17 protein-coding genes are annotated in these 25127 nt (G+C 73.8%); 1 reads left to right on the top strand and 16 read right to left on the bottom strand.

Annotated elements, in window-relative coordinates:
• Window positions 1–97: 97 nt before the first annotated feature.
• From AB0G17_RS26505 to AB0G17_RS26520, 4 genes are all read right to left on the bottom strand, one after another.
• On the bottom strand, window positions 98–1102 hold the full coding sequence (locus AB0G17_RS26505; RefSeq protein ID WP_361387763.1) for an ABC transporter ATP-binding protein: 1005 nt from the start codon (window positions 1100–1102) through the stop codon (window positions 98–100).
• Entirely contained in the window at window positions 1099–3810 is a 2712-nt protein-coding gene (locus tag AB0G17_RS26510) for an FtsX-like permease family protein (RefSeq protein ID WP_361387766.1), read from the bottom strand. Before AB0G17_RS26510 ends, AB0G17_RS26505 begins: the two co-directional genes overlap by 4 nt.
• 1 nt (window position 3811) lies before the next feature.
• Complete coding sequence (locus AB0G17_RS26515; protein ID WP_361387769.1) at window positions 3812–7114, bottom strand: FtsX-like permease family protein; 3303 nt, start codon at window positions 7112–7114, stop codon at window positions 3812–3814.
• A 166-nt stretch (window positions 7115–7280) separates the two neighbouring features.
• On the bottom strand, window positions 7281–7685 hold the full coding sequence (locus AB0G17_RS26520; RefSeq protein ID WP_361387772.1) for a globin: 405 nt from the start codon (window positions 7683–7685) through the stop codon (window positions 7281–7283).
• A gap of 168 nt (window positions 7686–7853) precedes the next feature.
• Between AB0G17_RS26520 and AB0G17_RS26525 the strand changes: the two genes are divergently transcribed.
• The gene (locus AB0G17_RS26525) at window positions 7854–8831 is read left to right on the top strand and encodes a methyltransferase domain-containing protein (RefSeq protein ID WP_361387775.1); all 978 of its coding nucleotides are present in this window, start codon (window positions 7854–7856) and stop codon (window positions 8829–8831) included.
• Here AB0G17_RS26525 and AB0G17_RS26530 read toward each other — a convergent pair.
• The 12 genes from AB0G17_RS26530 to AB0G17_RS26585 form a co-directional block, all read right to left on the bottom strand.
• Window positions 8828–9979 carry an FHA domain-containing protein gene (locus tag AB0G17_RS26530; RefSeq protein WP_361387778.1) on the bottom strand — a complete coding sequence of 384 codons (1152 nt, stop codon included), beginning with the start codon at window positions 9977–9979 and terminating at the stop codon, window positions 8828–8830. The two genes, AB0G17_RS26525 and AB0G17_RS26530, sit on opposite strands and share 4 nt — an antisense overlap.
• A gap of 106 nt (window positions 9980–10085) precedes the next feature.
• Window positions 10086–11444, bottom strand: a complete 1359-nt coding sequence (locus tag AB0G17_RS26535) for a VWA domain-containing protein (protein WP_361387781.1) — start codon at window positions 11442–11444, stop codon at window positions 10086–10088.
• A gap of 66 nt (window positions 11445–11510) precedes the next feature.
• The gene (locus AB0G17_RS26540) at window positions 11511–12827 is read right to left on the bottom strand and encodes a PP2C family serine/threonine-protein phosphatase (RefSeq protein WP_361387784.1); all 1317 of its coding nucleotides are present in this window, start codon (window positions 12825–12827) and stop codon (window positions 11511–11513) included.
• 4 nt (window positions 12828–12831) lie between these two features.
• Window positions 12832–15462 (bottom strand): tetratricopeptide repeat protein, encoded by a 2631-nt coding sequence (locus AB0G17_RS26545; protein ID WP_361387848.1) that lies wholly within the window; start codon window positions 15460–15462, stop codon window positions 12832–12834.
• Between the two features lie 50 nt (window positions 15463–15512).
• Window positions 15513–16841, bottom strand: a complete 1329-nt coding sequence (locus AB0G17_RS26550; protein ID WP_361387787.1) for a hypothetical protein — start codon at window positions 16839–16841, stop codon at window positions 15513–15515.
• 59 nt (window positions 16842–16900) lie between these two features.
• Window positions 16901–17878 (bottom strand): glutamate ABC transporter substrate-binding protein, encoded by a 978-nt coding sequence (locus tag AB0G17_RS26555; RefSeq protein WP_361387790.1) that lies wholly within the window; start codon window positions 17876–17878, stop codon window positions 16901–16903.
• 58 nt (window positions 17879–17936) lie between these two features.
• On the bottom strand, window positions 17937–19211 hold the full coding sequence (locus AB0G17_RS26560) for a hypothetical protein (RefSeq protein ID WP_361387851.1): 1275 nt from the start codon (window positions 19209–19211) through the stop codon (window positions 17937–17939).
• 437 nt (window positions 19212–19648) lie between these two features.
• A complete protein-coding gene (locus AB0G17_RS26565) occupies window positions 19649–20623 on the bottom strand; it encodes a BadF/BadG/BcrA/BcrD ATPase family protein (RefSeq protein WP_361387793.1) in 975 nt (324 codons plus the stop codon).
• The gene (locus AB0G17_RS26570) at window positions 20620–21885 is read right to left on the bottom strand and encodes a 6-phospho-beta-glucosidase (RefSeq protein WP_361387796.1); all 1266 of its coding nucleotides are present in this window, start codon (window positions 21883–21885) and stop codon (window positions 20620–20622) included. The genes AB0G17_RS26565 and AB0G17_RS26570 overlap by 4 nt, the downstream gene beginning before the upstream one ends.
• Window positions 21886–21891: 6 nt before the next feature.
• The gene (locus AB0G17_RS26575; protein ID WP_361387799.1) at window positions 21892–22779 is read right to left on the bottom strand and encodes a carbohydrate ABC transporter permease; all 888 of its coding nucleotides are present in this window, start codon (window positions 22777–22779) and stop codon (window positions 21892–21894) included.
• Between the two features lie 4 nt (window positions 22780–22783).
• Window positions 22784–23725: a sugar ABC transporter permease gene (locus tag AB0G17_RS26580; RefSeq protein ID WP_361387802.1), complete on the bottom strand. Its 942-nt coding sequence runs from the start codon at window positions 23723–23725 to the stop codon at window positions 22784–22786.
• Window positions 23726–23760: 35 nt separating this feature from the next.
• Window positions 23761–25107: an ABC transporter substrate-binding protein gene (locus AB0G17_RS26585; protein ID WP_361387805.1), complete on the bottom strand. Its 1347-nt coding sequence runs from the start codon at window positions 25105–25107 to the stop codon at window positions 23761–23763.
• Between the last annotated feature and the right edge of the window lie 20 nt (window positions 25108–25127).

Raw genomic sequence — 25127 nt, forward strand, 5'->3', positions numbered from 1 at the left:
TGCGGGCCCGTCTGTGGCTGATCGCGCAGTTCCCCGCGCCCCTGAAGGGCCCGTCCGCAGGCTAACGCCCGGCCAAGAAGGGGTGCCCCGGGGCGGGTTACTCCCCGGGGCCGTCCGTCCCGTCCGGCCACACCTGGATGTGGTCCTGCTCCAGTTCCAGCAGCACCCTTCGTTCCATCCCTAGCGCCTCCGTGTACTCCGTGGGGAGTTGGAGGCGGCCCGCTCTGTCGAGCATGGCGTATTCGCGGGAGATCACTGACTCCTCGCCCGTCTGCTCGTTCAGGTGCGTGCGGCGCAGGACCTCCGTGGAGGTGCGGCCGTCGCGGATGGCCACGGTGCGGCGGACCTCGTTCGCCACCGTCTGGTCGTGGGTGACGATGACGATCGTCGTGCCCAGCTCCGCGTTGGCCGTGCGGAACGCGGCGAAGATCTGTTCGGCCGTGGCGGAGTCGAGTTCGCCCGTCGGCTCGTCGGCCAGGAGGACCGAGGGGTTGTTGGCCAGGGCCACCGCGATCGCCACCCGCTGCTGTTCGCCGCCGGACATCTGGTGGGGGCGGCGGTCACGGCAGTGGGCCACTCCCAGGAGGGTGAGGAGCTCGTCCGGCCGGGTCGACTTGCCCCTCGCCCGGGTCGCCCGGCTCGCTCGGCGGCCTCGCAGCTGCAGAGGGAGCGAGACGTTCTGGGCCGCCGTCAGGTACGGGAGCAGGTTCCTCGCCGTCTGCTGCCAGACGAAGCCGACCACCTCCCTGCGGTAGTCCAGCCTCGCCTTCGCGTCCATCGACAGCAGGTCCCGGCCCGCCACCTTCGCCTGGCCCGCCGTCGGGACGTCCAGGCCCGCCAGGATGTTCATCAGCGTCGATTTGCCGCTGCCGGACGCTCCGACCAGGGCCATCAGCTCGCCCTCCGTCACCAGCAGGTCCAGGCCCTGCAAGGCCTGGACCTCCACGCCGTCCGTCGTGAAGATCCGTACCAGGCGGTCGCAGGCGATGAGCGCGTCATGGCCGTACGCCGGGCGGTCGCGCCGCGCCGTCGCCCGTTCCTCCAGTTCGGACAGCGTCCGGGCTTCCGCACCCGAACCCGCCGTCGCCCGCGTCCCCGTCATCTCGCGTCTCCCGCCCTGAGCTCCGTCACCGATCCACGCCGGCTCGTCCACCACGCCTGTGTCGCCGCGACCCCAGCCGTCAGTGCCACCACGCACACCGCCGGTATCAGGAGCGACGGCGGATCCGTCCGCAGGCCGCCGCCCGCCGCGGCCGTCGACGGGGACGCGGCCAGGGCAAGGCCGGTCAAGTCCACGCCGGGGGCGAGGAGTTCCGTCGCCGCCCAGCCCGTCAGCGCGCCGCCCACGGCCGCCAGGACCGCCTGAGGCAGCGCCTCCAGGATCAGCAGGCGGCGGCCCTGACGCCGGGTCAGCCCCATCGTCCGCAGCCTCGCCAGCAGCGCCGACCGCTCCGGCGCACCCCGCAGCAGCGAGAGCAGCAGCGCCAGCACCGCGTACCCCGTGCCCGCCGCCACCGCCGCCCCGTACACCCGTTCCGCCCCCGACTGGAGCGGTGAGTCGACCAGCTTGCGGCGTGTCTCCGCGCGCAGTTGGACCGTCGGGGCGTCCGCGGTCTTGGGAGGGGGCACCGTCGCGCGCAGCTCCTTGCCGTCCACTCCCGCCCCCGTCACCAGCAGCGTCGTCGGCTCCCCGGCGAGCCCCGCCCTGTCCACCAGCAGGAAGTCGCTGTGCGGGACTGCGGGGGTGCGCTCGCGGACCGCCACCACCTCGACCGTCAGCCGGTAGCCCGCCACCCGCACCTCCCTGGGCCCCCGGCCCAGGCCCGCCGCCACCCTCGGCGAGGCGATCGCCGCGAGGGCCTTGCCGGGGCGGGCCTTCAGGTCGCCGGCCGAGAACGCGCCCAGGCCGGTGCCGGCCGTGAGGCGGGCGTACGGGGACGGGTCCGCGCCGACCACCGCGATCCTGTCGCCGTCGCGGTACGGCATCTCCACGCCGTACTCCACACGGGCGGCCGTCACCCGCGACACCCCGCCCACCTTGGCGACCCGGTCCGCCAGGTCCGGCGGCAGCGGCGCCATGCTGTCGATCCGCGCGTCCGCGCCCGTCGCGTACAGCGCGGCTCGGTCCCGCGCGTCCGCGACCCCGGCCAGCACCGAGCCGCCGAACGCGGCCGTGGTCAGCGCCGTGAGCAGGGCGAGCAGCGGGAGCACTCCGCCGCCGGGGGCGCGGCCCGCGCGGGCCAGCGAGAGGAAGCCGACCGTGCTGCGCAGCCGGGCCGCCGGGCGAGCCGCCCAGCGCAGGGGCAGCGGATACAGCCGTACGAGGACCAGCGCGGCGATCACGCCGACCAGCACCGGCGCCGAGCTGACCAGCGAGTCGGAGCCCGCCGCCGTGCTGCGCCGGCGCAGCGCCGCCACCGCGCCCACCGCCAGGACGAGGAGCGTCAGTTCGGCCACGGTACGGCGCCGGGAGGGCCTGATCCGTACGAGGTCGTCGCGGTCGGCGGCGGTGCGGACCCTGCGGTGGGCGAGCACCGCCCGTACCGGCAGGGCCAGGCAGGACACCGCCGTCACCGTGGCCACGGCGAGGAGCGCGGGGCCGAGCCGGCCGCCTCGTACGGTCAGGACGGCGAGGCCGAGGCCCAGGGCCGCCGACGGGACCGTCACCACCGCCGTCTCGGCCGTCAGGCGGGCGCCGATGCCGGGCAGCGAGCCGCCCCGGGCGCGCAGCAGGGCGAGTTCGGTGCCGCGGCGGGCCGCCGCCAGGCCGCCCGCCATCAGCAGGACCACGGCCGCGACCGTCGCCGTGCCGAAGGTGGCGACCGCGACGACGGGGGTGATCGACTCGCGTACGGAGGTGTACTCCTCCAGGATCGCGTCGAGTTCGGTGGAGACCGTGGTGCCGGGGCCGACCTGCTCGCGCAGCGTGGCGAGTGCCGGGCCGCCCTCCAGGGAGGCCACGGAGGTGGCGAGGCCGTGCAGTCGGCGGGCGTTCATGCGGCCCGCGTCCGGGGCGATGTCCGCGTACAGCTCGGGACTGCCCGCCGCGCCGAGGAGCACGGGCGCCGACTCGGGGCCGAGCAGCAGGCCCGCGTACCAGTAGTGCGGCTCGTCGGGTTTTGGACTCACCGGGATCAACTGCGCGTCGCGCAGGACCGGTTCGGTGGCCCAGTAGCTGTCGTCCGGGAGCAGCGGCCGTACGACGCCGGTGATGCGGATCGCGAGCGGCTCGCCCCCCGCGCCCGGCACGTGGATGACCGAACCGGGGGAGATGTGGAGCGCCTTGGCGGTCACCGCCGTCACCGCCGCCTCGGCCGTGTGCGAGGTCGCGTCCGCCTTCGCGGTGGGCAGGTGCCCGCTCACCAGACGGGCGTGGTCGGAGAGCGACGAACGGGAGGCGATCATCAGGCGAGGCGGCAGTCCTTCGGGCCTCGGCAGCCAGGAGTCCAGCGGGGAGCCGGCGATCACCTTTGCCGTGGTGCGCACCCCGTACGCCGACTGCCCGGTGTCCGCCCGCAGCGGCGCCGGGATCGTCTTGAGCTGGTCCCGGTAGGCCCGTGCCATGGCCTGCGGGCCGAGCGCGGAGTCGCCGTCGAGGGGCATCGGGCCGGAGAGCCGCAGCACCGAGTTCTCCGGCGCCGCCGAATCCACCGCGTGGCGCAGCCCCCGGTCCTCGTAGACGTCGATGCCGCGCGGCAGCGCCGCCGCCAGGTACGCGGTGAGCAGCACCAGCAGGGCGAGCGCGCCCGCGGCACCCGGCGCGGTCCGCAGCCGGGTGCGCACCCAGGGGGCAACGGCCTTGGTACTCATGTCAGTTGTCCCCCTGGTGGCGCAGTGAGACGGCCGGGTCGGTCCGCCGCAGCGCCAGCGTCGCGACGATCAGCAGCGGTACGGCGGCGACTCCCGCCAGCAGCACGGCGAGCCGCCCGGCGGGCAGCTCCACCAGCACCTTCGGCACCGGCTGGGTGGCCTGCCCGGTCAGCACGATCAGCGGCACCACCGCCCGCGTCAGCACTTCGCCCAGAGCCAGCCCCACCAGCAGCGCCAGCGCGATCAGCACCCCCTGCTCGGCCGCGATCAGCCGGGCCAGCTGGCGGCGCGGGGTGCCCAGGGCGCGCAGCACGGCGAACTCCGCCCCGCGTTCGCGCAGCGAGCCCGCCGCGCTCACCGCGAAGCCGACCGCCGCGAGCGCCGCAGCCACGATCGCGGCGGCGGCGAGCGCGGCCTGCGGGCCGGCGCCCAGCGGGTCGTCCCGCAGCCGCTCGGCGACCTCCGTGCGCACCACCACCTGCTGCGGGTCGATGTCCGGCCGGGCCCGCAGCACCGCCGCCGCGCGGGCCGCGTCGCCGGGTCCGGTGGCGAGCCACCACTCGGTCGGGGCGAGGCTGCCGCTCCCGTCGGCGGCGAGCCGCTCGTTGACCGCGCGCAGGTCGAGCAGGAGCGCGCCGCCGTCGCGGCCGCCGCCACCGGCGGTCTCCGCGCCGGGCCCGGTCGTCGGGACCTCGGCCATCCGGTCGACGACCTTCGCGCGCAGGGTCTGCCCGGACAGGACGGCCGTGACGGTCTCTCCGACCCGGGTCCCGCTGGAGGCCAGGAACCGGTCGGTGGCGATCGCCGTCAGCGCGGGGGGCGCGGGCCGCACGGCGGTGAGCCGGACCGTGCGGCTCGGTAGCGCCTCCGAGAAGTTGGGCGGCGGGCTCGACCCCGTGCCGTACGCCACCGCGAGGCCCTGTCCGTCGGTCCGCGGGGTCAGGGCCGTCGGGCCGCCGCCGGACGCCACCGAGGAGGCCCGCCAGCGGTCGGCGGCGGGCAGCGCGAGCGGGGCGGTGCGCCCGTCCCGCGCCACGGTCCGCAGCTCCCGCACGGTGAAGCGGTGCTGCTCCGCCGTGTCCACCGGCACGGAGAAGTCCACCTCGACGTCGGTGAGCGCGAGCGGCGCCGCCGGGCGGCCCACCGGCGCGCCCGCCGCCAGGTCGAGGGAGATCCGTCGCTCGGCCTGGCGCCCGTCGGCCTCCAGGGGCCCGGCCGGGAGGCGGTACTGGATGCCGAAGCGGTCCTCGACCACGGCCGTCACGTTCGCGGTCAGCTCGCTCGGGGAGGCCCCGCCCGGGGCCCCCTCTGCGTCGAGCCGCAGGCTGAGGGAGAGCTCGGCGGTGTCGGCCGGGAGCGGCACGCCGGGCCGGGGCGCCCGGCGCGGGGTGAGCTCGGCCAGGAGCGCGCGGGCGGGCTTGCCGCCGAGGTCATGGCGGAGCAGCAGCCCGTCCAGGCGCGCCGTGTCCAGGGCGAGCAGCGTCCCGGAGCGGTCGCCGGAGAGCTGGACCGAGGAGCGTGCGGCCGGGGCCACCGCCCGTACGCCGGGGACCGCGTCGTACGAACCGGCCTGCCCGAAACCGTTCAGGCTCGACCCGAAGACCCGCACCGAGGTGCCCGCGCGGAAGTCCGCCTGGTCCTGCTGCGAGCGGTCCCAGGAGGCGGACTGCCCGAGCGCCAGCATGCCCATGGCGACCGCGAGCACCAGGAGCAGCACCGGGCCCGCGCCGCGCAGCGGGCGGCGGCTGAACTGCCAGCCCGCCAGCGCCGCCGGGAGCCCGCGCCCGCCCGCCGCCCGGCGTTCGGCCAGCTTGGCGGCGGGCGGCAGCAGCCGCAGGGTCAGTACGGTCCCGGCGAGCAGCGCCAGCGCGGGCGCGGCCACCAGGAGCGGGTCGATACCGAGGGCGCCCTTGCTGTCGCCGGTGAGCGCCCCGGAGCCGGAGGTCTGCCGGTCCAGCTGCCAGTAGGCGACCCCGGCGATCACCAGCAGCCCGATGTCGGCCCCGGCGCGCACGGATGCGGGCAGCGCGGCCGCCCGGGCACGGGAGGACCGCCCGGCCGACAGGGCCGGGGCCACCACGGCCGCCGCGCACCCCAGCGCGACCAGCCCCGCCACCAGCCACACCGTGCCCGTCGGGCCGGTGTCGAGGTGGACGCCGATCCGGGCGAGCGGGCCGTGCCCCGCGAGCAGCCGGGTCAGGGGGCCGGACAGCAGCGGCGCGCACACCGCCGCCGGGGCGGCGAGCAGCAGCGCCTCGGTCGCGGACAGGCCGAGCAGGCGGGCGCGGGAGCCGCCGCGGGCCCGCAGCAGCTCGCTCTCACCGGTCCGCTCGCTGCTCAGCAGCCGGGCCACGAGCAGCAGCGCGTACCCGGCGAGCAGCACCAGTTGCAGGGCCACGATCAGCAGCGTCGAGCGCGAGACGAGCAGCGAGCGCTCGGCCTGGTCGAGCACGTCGGGCAGAGCGGTGGCGGCGCTCGCGTCGCCCGCGAACACCCCGCCCTCCACCAGGGACTTGGGGCCGCTCCTCGCCGCCGTGCGCAGGGCGCCGATCCGGCGGGTGGTCAGGGTGGAGAAGTCGGCGGAGGCCAGCCAGGACGTCCGGCCCGCGCTCAGCCGCCCGCCGGTGAGCGCCGTGGGGTCGGTGAGCAGCGGCCCGTACGTGGTGAAGTTGACCCGGCGCGAGCCCCGGCCGCCGAGGTCGTCCAGCTGCCAGTACGCGTCGGTGGCGTCGACGGGCCGGTAGACGCCGGTGACGCGGACCTGCACGGGCGGTCCGCCGAGCCGGTCGGCGAGGGTCAGCGGGACGGGCCAGCGGCGCAGGCCCAGCTGGGCGGCGGCGTTCTCGGGGAGCGCGGCCTGGATCTCGTGGCCGGTGCCCGGCGGAGCGGGCCAGCTGCCGCCGGTCAGCCGGACGCGGGTGCGGTCGACGGCGGCGAAGAGCGTGAGGTCGGGGTCGGTGCCCTTGCGGGCGTCCGGCGACTGGAGGGTGCGGGGCAGCGCGTACGGCCCGGACTGGGTCAACGTCCTTGTGGTGACCGGGAGTCCGTTGAAGGTGCGGCTCGCGCCGGCTCGTACGGCGGCGTCGGCGTCCTGCCGCTTCGCCTCGGGGACGGTCGCCTTGACGATCAGTGAGGCGGGCGCGGCCGACCGGGTGGCCAGGGTGTGGCGCAGGGCCGCGTCCCCGATGGAGCCGGAGAAGGCGGTCAGCGCCGCCAATACCGAGGTGGTGAGCAGAACGGCCAGCAGCGCGGCGGCGAGCAGCAGTCGGTGCGCGCGCACCCGCAGAAACACGAACCCCGCCACACGGCCCCCAGACCCCTGCCCTGCCCCCGAAAGTCTGTCCGGATGTTTTCAGAGGGCGCGGGCCGGTGGAAACCGCTTGCGGGGCGATCTTGCCCGATCGTGACCGGAATGCGATGACGGATTCGCGCATTCCGGGTTTGCGGCGGGCGGAATGCGAACTTCCGGGCTACTCCGCCGTGTTGACCATCGAGGCGGCCGCGTACGTCAGATAGTTCCAGAGCGTCGTCTCGTGCTCCTGGGAGAGCCCCAGCTCGTCGACGGCCGTACGCATATGGGCCAGCCAGGCGTCGTGCGCGGCCCGGTCGACGGTGAACGGCGCGTGGCGCATCCGCAGCCGGGGGTGGCCGCGGTGGTCGCTGTAGGTGCGCGGGCCGCCCCAGTACTGGATCAGGAAGAGGACGAGCCGCTCCTCGGCCGGGCCGAGATCGCCCTCCGGGTACATCGGCCGCAGCAGCGGGTCCTCGGCGACGCCCTGGTAGAACCGGTGGACCAGGCGCCGGAAGGTCTCCTCGCCGCCGACCTGCTCGTAGAAGGTCTGCTCCTGAAGCGTGCCGCGCGGAATCTCGTTCACCTGTGTATGCCTCGCAATGTCATTCGGCCCGGCCCCCTGGACTCGGCCGGGGGGCCGGGGGTCGTCCCCGGGAAATGCAGCACGAGTCCATGGTCTCAGATGGGCCGGCCGAGGACCGGGGACGTAGGACCACTCGCCTCCCGGCCCCGGGCGCAGCACAGTGGACATATGGGCACACACCGGGATCCGGCAGCCACGGCGCGGGCGGCCCTCGTCGCGGAGATCGTGGCCGGGGGCGAGCTCGCCGACCCCGCCTGGCGGGCCGCCTTCGAGGAGGTGCCCCGCGACCTCTTCGTGCCGTACTACTTCGTGGGGCGCCCCGGCGGCTACGAGCGGCTGTGGGGCCAGGACCCGGACCCGGACCGGCGGGCGCGCTGGCTGGACGGGGTGTACACGGACATGCCGCTGGCCACCCGGGTGCGCGACGGGGAGCTGCTCTCCTCCAGCAGCCAGCCGTCGCTGATGGCCCGGATGCTGGAGGCCCTGGACGTCCGGGACGGGCACGCGGTCCTGGAGATCGGCGCCGGGACCGGCTACAACGCGGCGCTGCTCAGCCACCGGCTGGGCGAGGAGCTGGTCACCACGGTCGACCTGGAGCCGGAGATCACCGAGTCGGCCCGTACGCATCTGGCGGCCGCGGGCTACCACCCGGCGGTGGTGACCGGCGACGGGGCGCGCGGCTGCCCGTCCCGGGCGCCCTTCGACCGGATCATCGCGACCTGCACCCTGCCGTCGGTGCCGACGGGGTGGCTGGCGCAGTGCACGCCGGGGGCGCTGATCGAGGCCCCGCTCGCGACCGGGCTGATCCTGCTGGAGGTCCGCGACGCCGGGCACGCGGAGGGGCACTTCCTGCACACCCCGGCCTACTTCGTGCCGCTGCGGGGCGTGGCGCCCGCGCCCGGCGCCCCGTACGCCGCGGAGCTGCCCCGCCCGAGCCTGGAGGACGAACTCTTCCGCTTCCTGCTCGCGCTCACCGCCGACAGCCTGGACCCGTACGAGGCGTACGCGCTGTGGCGGCGCGAGGGGCGGCCCCGGCGTGAGCGGTTCGGGGTGACGGTCACGGACGAGGGCCAGTGGGCATGGCTGGACGACCCGCGGGGGCCACGAAGGTGGCCCCTGCGGGACGTCGTCCCGAAAAGCGTCTAGCCCCGCCGCACAGTCAGCGTCGTCCACGCCCCCACGTGCACGCGATCCCCATCCTGGAGCGGGACGGGAACGTACGGCTGAATGGGCTCCTCGGCGCCGTTGATGGTGGTGCCGTTCGTGGAGTTCTGGTCGACCACCGCCCAGCCGCCGTCGGGCTGCTGGACCAGGACCGCGTGCTGGTGCGAGACGCCCGGGTCCTCCGGCGGCACGGCCAGGTCGATGTCGGGCGCCTCGCCGGTGGAGTGGCGGCGGCGGCCGATGGTGAGCTGGTTGCCGGTGAGCGGGCGCTGCTGCTCCGGCGAGTACGCGGGCAGGTTGAGCCCGGCCGCCTCGGGGCCGCTGCGCTGCATCATCGCCATGAAGTAGTCCCGGTCGGGCCCGATGGTCACCGTCCAGCCGAGCGGCTGCTGCGGCGGGGCCGGGAACTGCTGCTGGGGCGGCTGGGGCTGCTGCGGGGCCTGGGGTGCCTGCGTCTGCTGCGGCGCCTGCGGCTGGGACGGCGGCTGGATCATCCAGTCGTCGTTCTCGGCCCTGGCGGGCGGCCGCGGGAACGCCGGGGGCGCGGGCGGCCCCGCCTGCTGGAAGACCGGCGGGGGCGGCGGGCCCTGCTGGAAGTGCGGCGGCGGGCCCTGGCGCTGGGACGGGTCGCCGTTCGGCGGGGGCGGCGGCGGCCCCTGGCGGAACGACGGCGGGCCCTGCTGCGGGCCCTGCTGCTGCGAGGGGTCGCCGGTGAGCGGCTCGGCGGGCCGGTTGACCTGCGAGGGCCGCGAGCTCTGGTACTCGAACGGGTCGCGCTGCTGCGGGGGCGGCGGCGACTGGAACCCGGGCGGCAGATTGAGGCCCTCGCCCCGCCCGGGGGACGGGTTGGGCGCCAGCGGCGTGTACGAGGTCGCCGTCTGGGTCAGATAGTTCCAGCGGCACTCCTCGCAGAAGGGCGTGTTGCCCTCCCGGGGCGTGCGGCACTGCGGGCAGAGCTCCGCCGGGGCGGCGGGGGCCCCGGGAGCGGGGTAGCCGTAGCCGCCCTGCTGGGGCGGGCCGGGGAAGGCCGGCGGGGGCGGGGGAGGCGGCGGCACGGCGCCCATGCGATGGCCGCAGACCTCGCACCAGTCGTCGGAACCCGACTGGTGTCCGTTCGGGCAGGTCGGCATGGAGTCGCTTCCCCCTCTCCTCGTCCGGCCCCTCGGGCCGAGGCACTCAAGTGGTTTCGCTACCGCGTACCGCTGTGTGCGGCGTTGCTGCTGGGCATTTCTCGGGCTACTTCTTCACGCGTACGGTCTTGGTGGAGCGGGTTTCGAGAGTCATCTCGTCCGCCTCCGCGACCTTCGCCTTCAGTCGCACAGTACCCGTCGCCTCGTCGACGACGTCCACCACCTTCGCGAGCAGCTTCGCCGTATCCGCGTTCCCGGAGGCCGCGGCGAGCTGGACGGCCCGGCCGAGCTTGGCGGTGGCGCCGTCGATATCGCCCGACTTGCGGGCATCGAGGCCCTGTTGGATGACTTGCGCCAGTTCAGCCTGACCCGTGTAGTGGGCGACCTGGGGGTTGATCGCCGTGGAGGCGGCCATGTCCTCGGTCCACACCGCGCGGACCAGCCCCTGCGACAGCGTCTGCGGGGTGCCGCCCGCCGGGTCGGGCAGGATCAGCGAGACCCGGGCGGCGAGCATCTCCTGGCCGATTCCGGCCTCCGGGACCTGGACGCAGACGTGGTAGTCGCGCGACTCGTCGCCCCACGAGCCCGTCGGGTAGTCCCCGGCGCGCGGCCCCGCCTCGGTCCGGCGGCCCGTCAGCTCCTCGACGGTGGGCGCGACCTGCTTCACGAACTTGATCTCCACGCCGACCGGGGTCCACAGCCGCAGCGCGACGTCCGCGACCTCCTTGCCCATCGCGTTCTCCATCATCCGCGTGAAGTCGTCGGCCAGGCCCGAGGGGTCGGCCACGATGTCGGCGGTGCCGAGCAGCGCGGAGGCGATCTGGGTGACCTCCTTGACCTCCCAGTCGGTGCCGACCCCGCGCGCGTCGCAGGTGAAGCGGCCGGCGCAGGCGTCGAGCGCGGCCAACAGGTCGGCCGGCGACTCGTGCTCGTTGCGGCCGTCGGTGAGCAGGATGCCGTGCCGGATCGGTACGTCGGCCGAGCTCAGCAGCCGGTCGGTCAGCCGCAGCCAGGTGCCGATGGCGGTGCCGCCGCCCGCGCTCAGCTTGCGCAGCGCCTCCTTGGCCTGGGCGCGGGTCTGCGCGTCGGCGGTGGCCAGACGCCCGTCGCCGGGGTAGACCTCCTTGGCCTGGTGGGTGCCCGCGACCACCGCGAAGGTCACGCCGTCGCGCAGGGTGTCGATCGCGGCCGCGGTGGCGTCGCGCGCGTTGCGCATCTTCGTCGGCGGGTAGTCCATCGACCCCGAACAGTCGACCATGATCACCACGGCGGCGCTCGGCGGCTGCCCCGGCAGGGACGAGGGCGTCAGCCCGGCTCCGGCCAGCACCGCCCCACCGACCGTCCCGCCGCCCGTCGACGTCACCGTGACGATCGCGTTGACCTCGCGGCCGCCCTCCGGCAGGTACTCGTTCTGGTAGACCTCGACGGAGAACTGCGGCGCGTTGGACTTGGAGAAGTTGGCCATCTGAAAGGCTCCTTGAGGCTTCTGGGCCTGAAGAGACAAGAATGTGGTGGAATCCGGTACCAACGCCTAGTTGTAGGCGGATCCTGCCCCGGGCAGCGGGACCGCGAACGGCACGACCGCCACTGTTACGTTGTCGTGGCCCCCGCCGTCCAGGGCGTGGCCGACCAGCACCTGGGCGCTGTGCAGCGGCCGTTCGGCCGCGTCCGCGGGCACGGCCCCGGCCATCTCCTCGGCGCCCTCCGCGTAGTTCCACAGCCCGTCCGTGCAGACCACGACGACACCGGAGCGGTCCGGCTTGAACGAGGCGGTGTGCGGGTCCAGTTCGTACGCGTCGGCGCCCAGCCAGCCCGTGATGGCGTGCGCCCGCTCGTCCGCGTACGCGTCGGCCTCGCTCATCAGGCCCGCCGCCACCATCTGCGCGGCCCACGAGTCGTCCTCGGTGAGCCGGGCGGGCGGCGTCGTACGGTCGTCGGGCACCCAGTACGCCCGGCTGTCGCCGACCCAGCCGACCACCAGCAGACCGCCCGCCGCGATCGCGCCGACCAGGGTGCAGGCCGGTGCGTTCTGGTGGCGGTGCGGGTCGTGCTCCATGGCCGTGCCGGGCTCGGCGGCAAGGGAGTTGACCGCCTCGGCGGCGGCCACGATCGCCTCGTGCATCGCCTGCTGGGGGTGCGTGCCCTGGGGCAGCGCCTGGAGCAGCGACTCGTTGGCGCGGGCCGCGGCCGCCGCCGAGGCGTCGTCGGGGCGGGTCGCGGAGGAGACGCCGTCGCAGACGATCGCCACCACCGCGGGCGAGCCGTCGGGCAGCGCGGTGGTGGACACGGCGAACGCGTCCTCGTTGCGGTGGTGGCGCAGACCCCGGTCGCTGACCGCCGCCACCGGGCCGAGCTCCTGCTCCATGTGGTCGCGCTCGCGCGGCTGGGCGTGCCCGCAGTTCTCGCAGTACCCGTCCTCGTCGACCCGCCCGGCCCGGCAGGCCACGCACACCTTCACGGGCGTACTGACATGGGTGGCCTGCTCTTCGGCGGCGCCGGCCGCGCGCGGGTCGGGTGCCGGCAAGGGGTACTCCTCGGGCTCGGGGTCGGGGTCGGCGCCGGGTCCGTCGAACCGTACGTGCGAGGGCAGCGGGGTGCCGCCCGAGTCGGTGCCGGGCAGATCGGTGGGCAGGTGCACCGCCGCGCCGGAGCCATCGGCGCCGCGGGCGGCGGGCCACGCCTCGCCCGCCACGGGACTGCCCATGACGACCGTCGGGGTGTCCACCGGCGGCTCGGGCACGGCCGAGAGGTCGTATCCGCAGGCCCCGCAGTACAGGTCGCCCGACTCCAGCGGCTCCGCGCAGCCGGGGCACGTCGACCCGGCTGCCGGCTGGTGCATCTGCGCCATCAATTCACACCCACGTCCGGGGGCGGAAGCGGTTGGCCCGCTCCACCAGTTCGATCCGCTCCTCGCCGGTGCCGGCGAGCCGGGCGAGCATCCGGTACGAACGCTCCAGGCCGAACCGCAGCCCCCGTTCGTCCAGCCCGCTGCCCAGCAGTATGGCCTCGCCGGATCCACCGCCCCGGCTCCCGGAGAGTACCCAGTCGAGCGCGGTGCCGAGGACCTCGGTGGCCAGCCGCTCCCGGCGCACCGCGTCCAGGCCCTGCTGCCGCAGCGCGTCCACCTGGCCCGCGGCCGCCCGCAGGTCGTCCAGGAGCGCGTCGCCCGGAGCGCGCCGCCGCAGCCTCGCCCGTACGGCCGCGACCCGCGCCGCCGTGTAGTGGATCGAGGCCTCCGGCACCGACTCCAGGGTCCGCACGGCCGCCGTGCGGTCGCCCGCCGCCAGCTGCACCCGGGCCAGGCCGAACGCGGCGCTGACGTAACTGGGGTCGGTCGTCCACACCAGCCGGTAGTACTCGGCGGCGTTGTCCAGCTGTCCCAGGACCTCCGCGCACACGCCGAGTGCCAGCTTGGGCGTCGGCTCGCCCGGGAACGCGTCGTAGACGGCGTCGAAGGAGAGCGCGGCGTTCTCGTGGTCGCCGGAGACCAGCGAGGCGACCCCCCGGTACCAGACGACCCGCCAGTCGTCGGGGTGGTCGGTCTCCAGGGACTCCAGGCCCCGGGCCGCCGAGACCAGTTCGCCGAGGTCGAGCCGGGCCCGCAGCTCGCGCAGCCGCTTCTCCACGGAGTTGGCGGGTGCGGTGCGCAGCGCGGCGATCAGCTCGGCGGGCGCGGCGGCCATCAGGCCCGCCAGGAACCCGGCGTTGGGGTCGCCCGGGTCGACGTGCGGCACCGGCAGCGCGAGCGCCGTGGCGGGCGCGTCGAGCGGGAGCAGATAGCCGTCGCCGTCCGCTCCCCGGCCGTACGCGCCCGGGGCGCCGCCGGCGCGGGGAGCGGGGACGACGGTGGTCGCGGTCGGGGTGCCGGGGACGGCGGCGCCGGTGCCGGGGGCCGGGTGCGGCGCGGCGGTGACGGTCGGCCCCGCCACGGCGACGGGCACGGCGCCCGCGCCCGTGTACACCAGCGCGCTGCTCGCGCCCGCGTCCGGCGCCGGGGAGCCGTTCGCCGCCCCGCGCCTGCGCGCCCACCAGCTCTCGGGGACCGTCCGCGCCCCGAGCGCCGAGACGTCTCCGGTCAGCTCCGCGAACAACGACGTGTCCGTGACGCGCAGTTCGGTGCCGAACAGGGTCGACAGGGCCGGGCGCGGGCGGCCGGTCTGGAGCGCCACGACCTCCCGCAGCACCCCCGTCAGCTGCTCGGCCATCTCCTGCGCGGAGGCGAACCGGCGCGCCGGGTCGGGGTCGGTGGCCCGGACGAGCAGCCGGTAGAACGACTCGTACGTCCGGAAGACCTCGATGTTGTCCGGGTCGGGCAGGCTGTCCGCGAAGACGTTCGTATAGCCCTGGAAGTCGAAGGTGAGCACGGCCAGCGTGCGCGCGACCGTGTACAGGTCGGAGGCGACCGAGGGGCCCGCCTCGGCGACCTCGGGCGCCTGGTAGCCGACCGTCCCGTAGATGGCCGACTCGTCGTCGTCCATCCGGCGCACCGCGCCCATGTCGATCAGCTTGAGCTGGTCCTCGGTCTGGATCGCGTTGTCGACCTTGAAGTCGCAGTAGAGCAGGTTGCGGCTGTGCAGATGGCCCAGCGCCTCCAGGGCCTCGATCCCGTACGCGCACGCCTGCTCGACCGGGAGCGGGTCGCGCTTGCCGTCCGGGCCGCGCCGCTCGTTGGCGATCTCCTTGAGCGACTTGCCGCCCACGTACTCCATGACGATGTAGCCGTCCATGGAGCCGGTGCGCTGGTCGAGGTGTTCCACGAAGTTGTAGATGCGCACGATGTTGGAGTGCTCGATCTCGGCCAGGAAGCGGCGCTCGGAGATCGCGGCCGCCATCGCGTCCTGGTCACCGGTGTCGAGCAGGCCCTTGAGGACCACCCAGCGGTCCGAGACCGCGCGGTCCACGGCGAGGTAGACCCAGCCCAGGCCGCCATGGGCCAGACAGCCCACCACCTCGTACTGGCCGTGGACGATGTCGCCCTGGTGCAGCTTGGGTACGAACGAGTACGGATGGCCGCACTTGGTGCAGAAGCCCTCGGTGCGCCCGGCCCGCTCCCCGCGCGAGCGGCCCACCGGCGCCCCGCAGTCCGAACGCGAGCAGAAACGCTTCCGCTCGGGGACCTCCGGGTGCTCCATCACGGCCGTGGCCGGGTTGGGGCGGGGCACTCCCGGCACGGTGACGAGCCCGGCCCCGAGTCTGCTGCGCCCGGAGGTGCCGGCCGCCGAGCCCGAGCTGCGCACCGACACCGACCGCGCGCTGCCCGCCCCCGTCAGGGAGCGGGAGAGGCGCCCCGACACCGATCGGCGGGACGTGGAGGAGCGCGAGGAACGGGACGAGGTCGAGGAGCGCGCGGACCGCGCCGACGAGGAGCCGCTGTCCTTGCGGCCGCCGCCGGTGATCCCCGTCGCGGGCGAGGAGAGCGATCCGTTCACGGACACGACGGGCGCGAGCCCGCACGTGTCGCAGTACAGCTCGCCGCCGCCCATGTCCTCGTAGGAGCCCTCGCAGCCGGGGCGCTGGCACTTCTTCTGGTCGCTCACGATTCCCCCCTCTGGTCAACGGGCCCGGGCTGCCGGGGAACCAGCATCTCCGCCGCCGCCCGCTGATACCGCAGCACCGCCTCCTCGGCGACCCGCAGATCGCAGGGCGCGGACCACAGCATCCGGCGCGCCGCGTCGTACCGTTCGATGAGCAGCGGGTCCTCGGCCATGCCGTGCCGCGCGACCTTCGCCTTGTACGCGTCCAGCCTGCCGCGCAGCTCCGCGCGGACCGCCAGCGGCGCGGTGACGGCCGTCAACGACTCGCGGGCGCGCAGCAGTTCGTCCTCGGCCTCCCGCTCCAGGGACTCCAGGAGCGGCGAGAGCCGGTGCCACTGGGCGTGTCTGCGGTACTCGGCGGCGGCCACCAGGCGCTCCTGGAGCGCGGTCGGCGGGCCGCTCACCGCGGGCACCTCGGACGCGGCGATCTTCGCGAGCACCTCGCCGCGCGCCGCCCGCGCCTCGGTGAGTGTGCGGTCCGCGCGCGAGAGCACGTCCCGCAGCCGGAGCAGCCGCATCTCCGCATCCTGACGCACCGTCAGCACCGCGTCGATCTCCCGGCGTACGTCCTCCAGGGCGCGGGCCGCCCGGTCGTAGCGCTCGGTGTCCGGACGGCCGCCGCCGGGCGCGGAGCTGCCCGGCGCGGGCAGCCAGAACGCCAGCGGGTCCGACACCACCTGGGCGCGCAGCGAAGCCAGCTCCTCGGTGATCGACTCCAGGTCGTCGCCCGCCGGATGCTCCCCGGGGCGCACGCCCACCGAGTGGGCCAGGCCCCGGGTGCGGTGCAGCTCGGCCGCCAGGAGGTCTATCCGGGCGGGCAGCGCCGACCACACCGCGTCGGCCGCCACGACCAGGTCGAGCGAGCGCGCGTACAGCTCGTTCATCCGGTTCACCAGCTGCTCCAGCGTGAACCGCTCGGTCAGCCGGGCGGGTCCCGTCAGCGTGGCGGCTTGGGCGGCCGAACCGGCGACCGTCACGGACTCGCCGCGCAGCCGCTCGGTCAGCTCCACCAGGTCCTCGCGCGAGGGCCAGCGGCGCCGCTCGCGCAGCTCACGCGCGCCGTCCAGGGCCGCCTTGTACGCGTCGAAGTGCGCCCACAGCAAGGTGATCGACTGCTCGGCCACCGCCCAGCGCTCCCGGGTGACCCCGGTCAGCTCGGCGCCCTCCAGGAGGCGCCTTCCCGCGTGGTCCTGGAGCGCGAGCAGTGAGGTCTCGATCGCCTCGTGCTCGGCGTCGAGCCGGGTCAGCGCACGGTCCACCTCGTCCCGGTCGAGCACCGGCCGGACGGGCCTCCCCGAGGAGGAGCCGGGGAAGGATCCCGCGCCCATCGATCACCTCTCTGCTCTGCGTTCTCTGCGGTCGTACGAAACCGGGGTCAAGCCGGGTGCTATGAACGGTACTTGGGCTCGGGCGGGCCGGATATCCCGGGCAGGTCGCGGGCGAGCCAGTCGCGGTAGGCCTTCATCCACGGGCTGTCGGCGCCGCCGCTGCGGTAGTCCACCAGGACCTGGTTGATCCGCCGGACCAGGTCGTCGTTGCCGAGCTTGGTGGCCACTCCGTAGTACTCGGGAGTCAGCGGGACGCCCTTGAGCCGGACCGTCGGGTCCTGCGCCGCCTGGCTCGCGGCGAGCGCGCTGTCCGTGACCACCGCGTCGGCCAGGCCGAGCTGGAGGCGCACCAGGCAGTCCAGCTGGTTGGGCACGGTCAGGTCCTTGTAGACGGCGCCGTACGACTCCTTCTCCAGGGCGTCGTACGCGGTCGAGCCGGCCGCCACGCAGACCCGCTTGCCCTTCAGCGTGGAGTTGAAGCCCGTGATCGTCGACTCCTTGGGCGCCAGCACCTGCTGCCCGACCGTGAAGTACGCCGAGGAGAAGGCGACCTGGCTGATCCGCTTGCAGGTGATGGTCATCGTCCGTACGACGACGTCGACCTGGTCCTTCTCCAGGGCCGGGATGCGCTGACTGGTGGGGATGGCGCGGTAGATGACCGCGTCCGGGTCGCCCAGGATGTTCTTGGCGATCGCCCGCACCAGCTCGATGTCGAACCCTTCGAGCTTGCCCGTCGCCGGGTTGCGGTATCCCCAGCGGAAGCTGTTCTGGTCGACGCCCGCGACCAGCTTGCCCTTGTCCTTGATCTTCTGGATGCTCGGCCCGTCGCCGCTCGACGGCGGCAGGCTGGCCTCCGGGTCCTTGCAGGTGTCGGCCTTCGCCTGGACGCCCTGCGCGACCCCGGACCCGCCGACCCGCCCGCCGTCCTCGCCCGCTCCGTGCCGCGACACCGGAACGAGCAGGGAAGCGGCGGCCACACAGGCCAGCGCCATCCCACCGACGCCGCCCCAGCCGCGGAGCCTGCCGTTCCTGTTCATCGCGCCTCCTCCCGGGACCGCTGTGCCCCTCGGGCCGTTCCCCAGTACCCCACGGTGCTCACCTGTACTCCGCGAGCCTGCGGCTGACGCCGACGCCGGCGGCCGCCGCGCCGAGCACCGCGAGCACCGCGGCGCCCAGCGGAAGCCCGGTCAGCGCGCCCTTGCCGTCGGAGGCGGCCCGGGTGAACTCGCGCTGCTCGTGGCCGATCGCCTTCTCCAGGGCCGCGTCGACCCCGTCGAAGGACTGGCCGGTGGAGCCGGACGCGCCGATGACCTGCCGGAGGGCGTCGTCGTAGTCGCCGTGGATGTCGGTCGCGCGCGCCGTGGCGTGCCGCTGCTGCCACTCGGTGACGCTTCGCCGCGCGTCCTCGACCGGCGTACGCCCCGAGCTGTCGTCGGCGAGCTTGCCGGCCGAGTCGATCTTGGCCACCAGGTCCTTCATCTCCGCCTTGTAGTCCGCGTCGTACTTGTCGTCCTTGCCGTCCTTGGTCAGGACCGCGCCGCGCGCCACCAGTGTCAGGTTCTCGTTGGCGCGGGCCTGGAGCGAGCTGATGCGGGCGTCGTTGAGCACCTTCAGCGACTCCTGCCCGTGCGAGCGCGAGGTCGACAGGTCGGCGGCGGCCACCGCGTGCCCGGCGACCAGCCACAGCAGGATGACCACCGAGGCCGCGCCGGCCGCGACCAGCCCGTGGTTGAAGACCCGGTTGGTGCGCCGGTAGTGGCGCCGCTGGGCCCAGTACAGCCCGCCCAGGGCGACGAGGCCGACCGCGAGCGCCGCGTACGGCCAGGTCTCCGCCTGGTCGTAGTCGTCGTAGAGCCGGCCGGTCTCGGCCTCGTAGAGCTTCTGGGCGGCGGGCAGCAGCCGGCTGGTCATCTGCTCGTTCGCGTACCGCAGATAGGCGCCGCCGACCGGGAAGCCCTGCCGGTTGTTGGCGCGGGCCTGCTCGATCAGGCCGTTGTAGACCGGCAGTTGCTCGTTGAGCGCGGCTATCGAGCGGCCCGAGTCGGAGGCGCCCGTCGTGTTGGCGGCGGCCTTCACCAGCAGGCGGGAGGCGGTCGCGATGTCCGACTCGTACCGCAGCCGCACATCGCGGGGCTCCTGCGCGCCCGCGAGGAAGCCGCTCGCGGCGGCGGTGTCCGCGTCCGCGAGCGAGCGGTAGATGGAGGCAGCGTCGGCGCTCAGCGGCTGGCTGCGGCTCACCACGTCGTCGGCGGCGGCCGCCCGGTCGGAGACCTCCCAGGCGGTCACCGCGCCGAACGCCACGACGAGCAGCGCGACCACGGTGCCGATGATCCACAGCCGTCCCGGCTCGGTCGTCGCGGCGGCGCGCAGCCGCTCCCGGGCCTCGGCCCAGCCGCCCCGGCGCGGTGCGGGGGCGGGCGGGTGTGCCTCAGCCGGGTGTGCCGGAGCCGGTGGTGCCGGTGCCGTCACCGGCGGCCGCGGTGCGCGTGTGCTCGGCGGGTGTGCCACTTGACCTCCCCCTGGGTCACCGAGTGCCCTGGCCAGCAGTATGGACGCAGGGACCAGCCACCACACAAGGGTTGACCTGATCTTGTTACCCGCTTGCTCCGCCCCTGCCCCCGCTGCCTCCCCACCATGTATACGTCCCTGGGAACGGATCGGTTCCACCTGGCGCGAACGGATACGACGGCGCCCGCCCCGTCTACGCGCACCACCCCCTGTGCCTACGCGCGCACCCCCCCGGTGCCTACGCGCGCACCACCCCCGCACCTACGCGCGCACCGCCCCCCGCGCCCGCCGGAAAGCCCCTACGCGTACTGCCCGCGCAGCCTTTCGAACACCTCCGCCGATGCCCCCACCGCGTCGAGCCCGAGCAGACCCGCCCCCAGCACCGGCGAGGCCGCCACCACCAGCGGGACCGCCTTGGGTGCCCGGTCCGCCAGCAACGCCCGGACGCGGCCGTCCAGTTGCGGGTGGCGGGCGGCCAGCACGCTGCCGCCGAGCAGCACCGGCGTCTGCTCCTCCAGCAGGTCCAGGCGCTCCAGGGCGACCACGGCCAGCGCCACGATCTCCTCGGCCTGGCGGTCCACCAGCGCCCGGGCCACCGGGTCCCCCTCCGCCGCCACCGCGAAGAGCACCGGCGCCAGCTCGTGGCGGCGGGCGGGCGCCACGCGCTCCAGGTGGAGCGCCTCGATCAGCGCGTACATGGACGGCAGTCCGAAGTGCTCCGGCAGCGCCCGCGCCAGCGCCGTCGGCCCGCCCCGCCCGTCCTCGGCCCGCGCGGCGAACCACAGGGCCTCCTCGGCGAGTCCGCCGCCCCCGCCCCAGTCCCCGGAGATCTTGCCGAGCGCCGGGAAGCGGGCGGTGCGGCCGTCCGGAGTCATCCCGACGCAGTTGATCCCCGCCCCGCACACCACCGCCACCCCGCGCGGCTCGGCGCCGACGGGCAACCCGGCCCGCAGGATCGCGAAGGTGTCGTTGTACACCTGGACCGTGCCGCCCCAGCCCCGGGCCGCCAGCGCCCCGGCCAACTGGCGCTCCTCGACGGGCAGATCGGCGTTGGCCAGACACGCCGAGACGTGGTCGACCGCCACCGGCCCACTGTTCCCCGCCGCCGCCCAGGCCCGCGCCACCGCGTCCGCCAGCGCGTCCACCGCGGGCTCGACGCCAACGGCGGGCGGCCGGAAGCCGCCGCCCCGGGCGGTGCCCAGGACCGTGCCGTCCGGGCCGATCAGGGCGACGTCGGTCTTGCTGTTGCCGGCGTCGATCGCCAGCACGCTCATGCCCACGCGAGGTGCTCCCGGTTGTTCGCGAGCAGCCGGTCGGTGAGGCCCTCGGCGTACGCGTACTGGCCGACCAGCGGATGCGCGAGCAGCGCCCGGAACACCCGGTCGCGCCCGCCGCGCAGCGCGGCCTCCAGGGCCAGGTCCTCGTACGCGGTGACGTGCGCGATCAGCCCCGCGTACAGCGGGTCCAGCTCGGGCACGGCCAGTGGCACCGGGCCGCCGGCGTCCACCCGCGCCTGCACCTCGATCACCGCGTCGTCGGCGAGGAAGGGCAGGGTGCCGTTGTTGTACGTGTTGACGACCTGCACCGGGCTGCCCCCGTCGCCGAGCAGCGAGGCGGCCAGGTCCACGGCCGCCTCCGAGTAGAAGGCGCCGCCCCGCTTGGCGAGCAGCTCCGGCTTCTCGTCCAGCGCCGGGTCCCCGTACATCGTCAGCAACCGTCGCTCCATCTCGGCGACTTCCGCCGCGCGGGACGGCTTGGTGCCCAGCTCCCGTACGACCTCGTCGTGCGCGTAGTAGTAGCGCAGATAGTACGAAGGGACGACGCCGAGCCGGTCGAGGACCTGCCGGGGCAGGTGCAGGTCGTCCGCCACCGCGTCCCCGTGCTCGGCGAGCAGCTTCGGCAGCACGTTCTCCCCGCCGGGGCCGCCCAGGCGCACCCCGAGCTCCCAGGTGAGGTGGTTGAGGCCCACGTGGTCCAGGTGCACCTCGCCGGGTGCGACGCCGAGCAGCCGCGCGAACCTGCGCTGGAAGCCGATGGCGACATTGCAGAGCCCGACCGCCTTGTGGCCCGCCTGCAGCAACGCGCGCGTGACGATGCCCACCGGGTTGGTGAAGTCGATGATCCAGGCGTCCGGGTTGGCGCGCCGCACCCGCTCCGCGATGTCCAGGACCACCGGAACCGTCCGCAGCGCCTTGGCGAGGCCGCCCGCGCCCGTCGTCTCCTGGCCCACGCAGCCGCACTCCAGCGGCCATGTCTCGTCCCGCTCGCGGGCCGCCTGGCCGCCGACGCGCAGCTGGAGCAGCACCGCGTCGGCGCCCTCGACGCCCGCGTCCAGGTCGCCGGTGGTGGTGATCAGCCCCGGGTGGCCCTGCTTGGCGAAGATGCGCCGGGCGAGCCCGCCGACCAGCTCCAGGCGGTCGGCCGCCGGGTCGACCAGGACCAGCTCCTCGATGGGCAGGGTGTCCCGCAGCCGGGCGAATCCGTCGATGAGTTCGGGGGTGTAGGTCGAACCTCCGCCGACCACGGTGAGCTTCATACAGGGTTAACCCTTCACTCCGGTGAGCGTGACACCCTCGACGAACGCCTTCTGCGCGAAGAAGAACACGAGGATCACGGGGGCCATGACCAGAACGGTCGCGGCCATGGTCAGGTTCCAGTCGGTGTGGTGCGCGCCCTTGAAGGACTCCAGGCCGTACGAGAGCGTCCAGGCGCCCGGGTTCTCCGACGCGTAGATCTGCGGCCCGAAGTAGTCGTTCCAGGCGTAGAAGAACTGGAAGAGCGCGACCGCGGCGATTCCCGGCCTGGCCATCGGCAGCACGATCCGCAGCAGGGTCCGCAGCTCCCCGCAGCCGTCGACCTTCGCCGCGTCCAGGTACTCGTCGGGGATGGTCATCAGGAACTGCCGCAGCAGGAAGATGGAGAACGCGTCGCCGAACGCCATTGGGACGATCAGCGGCCAGAGCGTGCCGGACAGGTCCAGCTGCTTCGCCCAGAACAGGTACATCGGGATGATGATCACCTGCGGCGGCAGCATCATCATCGAGATGACCAGCATCATCGACAGATTGCGGCCGCGGAAGCGGAACTTGGCGAGCGCGTAGGCGACCGGGACCGAGGAGACCACGGTCAGGACGGTGCCGAGGCCGGCGTAGACGAGGGTGTTGCGCCACCAGGTGAGGAAGCCGGGGGTGTCGAACACCTTCTTGTAGTTGGACCACTGCCAGTGGTCGGGGACCAGGTCGCGGGTGAGCGTCTGCTGGTCGTCCATCAGCGAGGTCAGCACGATGAACACGAACGGCAGCACGAAGAAGAGCGCCGCCGCGACGCCGAGGGCGTGCACGCCGATCCAGTGCAGGAGCGCCTTGCGGCGCGCCACGCGGGCCGCCGGGGTCGCCACCGGGGCGTCGAGCGGGTACGTCAGGTCGGTCATCGGCTCAGTCACCTGCCTGGACGAGTCCGCCACGGCGCCGCATCAGCAGTGCGGTGAAGGCCATGGAGAGGGCGAAGAGGACCAGGGCGACCACACAGGCGGAGCCGTAGTCGAAGCGCTGGAAGCCGAGGTTGTACACCAGCTGCGGCAGGGTCAGGGTGGACTTGTCCGGGTAGCCCGGCTCGAACTGCTGCCCGGAGTTGCCGATGTGCCCCGAGGCGACCTTCCCGGCCACCAGCGGCTGGGTGTAGTACTGCATGGTCTGGATGATCCCGGTGACCACCGCGAACATCACGATGGGCGAGATGTTCGGCAGCGTCACGAACCGGAACCGCTGCCAGGACGAGGCCCCGTCCAGCTCGGCCGCCTCGTACTGCTCCTTCGGTACGTCGAGCAGCGCGGCCATGAAGATCACCATCAGGTCCCCGACGCCCCACACCGCGAGCATGGTCAGCGCGGGCTTGGACCAGGTGGGGTCGGTGAACCAGTCCGGCGCCGGTATCCCGAGGTCGGCCAGAACCGAGTTGACCGGTCCCGTACCGGGGTTGAGCAGGAAGACGAAGGCGAGCGTGGAAGCGACGGGCGGCGCCAGATAGGGCAGGTAGAAGAGGGTCCGGAAGACCCCGGTGCCCGTCTTGATCTTGGTGATGAGCAGCCCGACGCCGAGTCCGAAGGCGACCCGGCAGGCCACCATGACCACCACCAGCCACAGCGTGTTGCGCAGCGCGGGCCAGAAGAGCGGGTAGTCGTGGAAGACGTACGACCAGTTCTTGAGCCCGTTGAAGGTGGGGTCCGAGAACCCGTCGTAGTGCGTGAAGGAGAAGTAGACCGTGGAGATCAGCGGGTAGGCGAAGAAGACGCCGAAACCGATCAGCCACGGGGACATGAAGGCGGCGGTCCGCAGCGCCGCCCGGCGGCGCTTGGCGCGCAGTGTGTACGTGGTCATGGGTGCTCCGCGACGCTTCTCGGCTCGGCCCGGGCCTACTTGGCCTGGTCGATCGCGGTGTCGATCTCCTTGGCGGTCTTCTCCAGACCGGCCTGGATGTCGCCCTGCTTGCCCTTCTCGACGTCGTAGCCGAGGTTCTGGATGGACACCAGGTACTGGCCGCCGTTGACGGAGGCCGGGGTGGTCGTCGAGTTCGGGTTCTGCGCGATGTCCAGGAACGTCTTGAAGCGCGGGTCGTACGTCAGCTTCGGCGACTTCAGCGCGTCGAGGGTGGAGGGCACGTTGTGGATGGCGTTGGCGAAGTCCACCACCGCGTCGGTGTTGGTGGTCATGAACTTGACCAGCTCCCAGGCCGCGTTCTTCTTGGTGGAGGTGGCCGCGATCCCGGCGATGGTGCCGGTGATGTACCCCTTGCCGTACGTCGCGAGCTGGTCGTCCGGCACGGGCAGCGGGGCCACCCCGATCTCGAACTTCGGCTTGGTGTCCTCGGCCATCCCCAGCCGCCACTCGCCGTCCAGCTGCATGGCCACCTGGCCCAGGTGGAAGGGGTGTTTGGCGCCGAACTCGTCACCGAAGCCCGACCGGAACTTCTCCAGCTTCCGGAACCCGCCGAGGTCGTCCACCAGCTGCTTCTGGAAGGCGAGCCCCTTGGCGAAGGCCGGGTCCTTGGCGATGTTCGACTTGCCGCTGGAGTCGAAGTACGTGGGCGACCACTGCGCGATGTAGTGCTCGGTGGTCGACTCGTAGCCGTGGTAGTCCGGCATGAACCCGAGCTGCTCGTACGAGTCGCCCTTCGCCTTGGTCAGCTTCTTGGCGTCGGCGGCGAACTCGCTCCATGTCTTGGGCGGGTTCGCGATCCCGGCGGCCTTGAAGGCGTCCTTGTTGTAGTAGAGCGCGTACGCGTCGCCGAGCAGCGGGAGCGTGCAGCGCGCGCCCTCGAACTGCGTGTACTCGTTCATCGCCTTCGGGAAGGTCTTCGCCGGGTCGATCCCGTCCTTCTTCAGGAAGGGGGCGAGGTCGACGAAGGCCTTCGACGAGCAGAACTTGCCGACGTTGTTGGTGGTGAAGGAGGAGACCACGTCCGGCGCGTTCGAACCGCCCGCGCGCAGCGCCTGGTTGATCTTGTCGTCGTTGATGTCGCCGACGACCTTCACATGGATGTTGGGGTGCGCCTTCTGGAAGGCGTCCACATCGGCCTGGATCGCCTTGACCTCCTCGGGGGCGCTCCACCCGTGCCAGAAGGTGATTGTCGTCTCCTTGGAGGCGTCGTCCTCGGCGGAGGAGGCGCTCTGGCCCGTACAGGCGGAGGCGAACAGGGCGATGGAGGCGGTCGCGGCGAGCACGACGGCTGACTTCCGGCGGTTTGCGCGGTTTCCGGACATGGCGAAGTCTCCCGGGGCAG

The sequence above is a fragment of the Streptomyces sp. NPDC023838 genome (assembly GCF_040639555.1).
GTDB lineage: Bacteria > Actinomycetota > Actinomycetes > Streptomycetales > Streptomycetaceae > Streptomyces.